Here is a 2,587-nt window from a genome sequence, read left to right on the forward strand (position 1 = left end):
CTTACGTCCGGCGCCTCGCCGCGCCCGGCCCCTTTGGTCGTCGCCCTGGCCGAGACCCCCGGCGCCGCGCCGCTGCCGGGCGCCGGGCGCGAGGCGGCGCTCCTGGCGGACCTCTTCCCCGAAGGACGCCGGCTGACCGGCGCCGGCGCCACGGTGGAGGCGGTGAGCCGGGCGCTCCCCGCACACCCCTGGGTCCACTTCAGCTGCCACGGCGTCAGCGATCCGCTGAGCCCGTCGGAGAGCGGTCTGATCCTGTACGACGGCAGGCTCACCGTCCTCGACGCCGCCGCCCAGCGCCCCAGGAGCCCGGAGCTCGCCGTGCTGTCCGCGTGCTCCACGTCGCAGGGCGGCTTCGTCCTGCCCGACGAGGCGGTACAGCTGGCGTCGTCCTTCCAACTGGCCGGATACCCCCATGTGATCGGCACCCTGTGGACCGTCTCCGACAAGCTGGCCACGCGCCTCACCGAGGAGTTCTACGCGTCGCTCGCCGAGGACGTCGCCCGGGGCCGCCCGATCGACCCGGCCGCGGCCCTGCACCGCCCGGTCAGGTCCCTGCGCGACCGCTTCGCACCCGCGCCGCACCTGTGGGCGGCGCACATCCACACCGGCCCCTGAACCCGGGCGCCGTCAGGACGCCTCCGGCTCCGCGGCCCCGGAACCGGCCGACGCGGCGTCCCCCATCGCCGTACCCGAGGGCCCCTGCGGCACCTCGTCGGGCTCGGCCCTGCCATCGGTGGGCCGAAAGATCCTACGGCTGGAGAACTCCTCGATAAGAGCCTCCAACGCGTCATCACTGTTCCTCTCCTGACGATCCGTCACCCTGCTCCTCCCTCCGCCGCTCCCGCCGACGGCGGCAGCAGGACTTCCAGCACCTCTACGTCGGCCGCCCGCACATACACCCCCGCGGTACCGGGCACCCGTCCGAGGAACCTCCCGTCGGACCCCATCCGATACTGCGCCTGCAGATAGAGGTCCCCCTGCTGTGGATACGCGGACACGGCCGACCGCGATCCGAGCCAACCTCCCACCCACAGACCGCTCTTGAGCCGCACCCGCACGAAGCAGGACCCGCGGTCGTGGAAGAGGGCGTCCCAGGCGGTCGGCGTGGGCTCGTACCGCGCCCGCGCGCGCCGTCGCCGCCATGCCGCCTCCGCCCAGGCCGCCGCGGACGGCACGACGACGACCAGGAGCAGCGCGGCGAGCCCCGCCTGACGCGGGTGCCGCAGCACCCCGCCGACCGGTCCGGCCCCGCCCCCGGCCAGCAGCCGCACCAGCCACGGCCCTGCGGCCACCGCATAGAGGGCGTCGAGCAGCGCCCCGGCGGCGATGGCGCGCACCAGCCGGTTCTGCGGTTCCTGCTCGGCGGCCAGGGCGCCGCGCAGCCGCTCCCGCACGGCCTGGTAAAAGACGCCGGGCAGCACAAGAACCAGCAGAATGGTCAGCTGCTGCACCGTCCCCGGAACCATCGCGCCCCTTGCCCCCGTGCCCACCCCGTCAGCCGCACCAGTTCCGCCCAGCATGACGCATACGGGCCGCCGCCGTCACGGCCGTTCGGGCAGCGTCGGCGCCAACTGACGGGCCACGACGAACCTTTGACCCGGGTCACTGGCCGTCATCACGGTTCAGGACGCGGCGGGCGGCTGCCAGCCAGCGGTCCTTGCGGGCTTTCGCCTCGTGCAGCCGGTCGGTGTTCTGCTGGATCAGACGGCGTTGGATGCGGGTCTCGGCCGCCGCCCAGACCGTCATCACCTTGGTGGACCGCTGACAGGCCGCATCGGCGCGGGCGGTGGCGCGTTCGGCCGGCGTGGGTTCGGCCGTCTTCCAGCGCTCGCTGACGGCGGCGGCCAGGGGGTCCGGGTGGTCGAAGCCCGCCTTCGCCATGCATGTGTGCCATGTGCGCACGGCGTCGCGTACTTCGGGGGCATGCCGGGAGGCTTCCAGGGCGGTGCCGGTCAGCTGGTTGAAGGCGTGGTAGTCGGGTGGGGCGGTGTCGCCGACGAGTTGGCGCTGGGCGGTCTTGAGGCAGCCGCCCTTGCCGGTGGGCCCGTAGGCCGCGCGCTGTACCTCGGCCGGGAGCGCCTCGCGCTCGTCCCAGGCGCGGTTGCGGCGTACCACCGACGGCGGGTCGGGGCGCGGGTGGTAGCCGTAGCGGACGGCTTCCGCCTCTCCGGCTCCGTATCGGCCGAGGTTCGGCGGCTCGATGTCCTGGGCGTCCACCCGGGGCAAGGTCTTCCACTCCATGCCCAGGTCGTTCATGCACCGGCGCATGAGAATGTCCTGTGCGTCTTCCACGACGTGGGTCTCGGCCACGGTCGATGCATAGGCGTCCAGTGGCAGCGTCAGCTGCCCGGCTTGTCGGCTCGCGGACGGCGGCGGTGCGGTGGAGTGCCCGGCGGGCGCGGGCTCCTTCTGCACGGCTGTGCAGGCGGTGGTGGCCAGAAGCAGCGCGAGCGCGGTGGCGGCCCGCGCGCGGGAGAGCGACATGGTTGCCTCTCGTCGTGCGTTGCGCGGTGTGCGTTGAGCGGGGTGCGTTGAGCGGGGTGTGGTGGCAGGCGGGGCGGGGTGCGGCCCTGGGGTGCCGCACCCC

3 protein-coding genes are annotated in these 2,587 nt (G+C 73.8%); 1 reads left to right on the top strand and 2 read right to left on the bottom strand.

From position 1 onward, the window contains the following. On the top strand, window positions 1–615 hold a 615-nt coding region (locus DY245_RS33775), incomplete at its 5' end, for a CHAT domain-containing protein (protein ID WP_147318398.1). 200 nt (window positions 616–815) lie between these two features. Here the strand turns inward: DY245_RS33775 and DY245_RS33785 are convergent. Further along, entirely contained in the window at window positions 816–1,466 is a 651-nt protein-coding gene (locus tag DY245_RS33785) for a DUF6338 family protein (protein ID WP_128510955.1), read from the bottom strand. Window positions 1,467–1,602: 136 nt separating this feature from the next. Further along, window positions 1,603–2,484 carry a hypothetical protein gene (locus tag DY245_RS33790; protein ID WP_128510956.1) on the bottom strand — a complete coding sequence of 294 codons (882 nt, stop codon included), beginning with the start codon at window positions 2,482–2,484 and terminating at the stop codon, window positions 1,603–1,605. Window positions 2,485–2,587: the final 103 nt, after the last annotated feature.

The sequence above is a fragment of the Streptomyces inhibens genome, assembly GCF_003389455.1.
In the GTDB taxonomy this organism is placed as follows: Bacteria; Actinomycetota; Actinomycetes; order Streptomycetales; family Streptomycetaceae; genus Streptomyces; species Streptomyces inhibens.

Bases quoted from the DNA above. Each gene is read 5' to 3' on its own strand.
- DY245_RS33785 (WP_128510955.1), bottom strand. From the start codon at position 1,466: ATGGTTCCGGGGACGGTGCAGCAGCTGACCATTCTGCTGGTTCTTGTG.
- DY245_RS33790 (WP_128510956.1), bottom strand. From the start codon at position 2,484: ATGTCGCTCTCCCGCGCGCGGGCCGCCACCGCGCTCGCGCTGCTTCTG.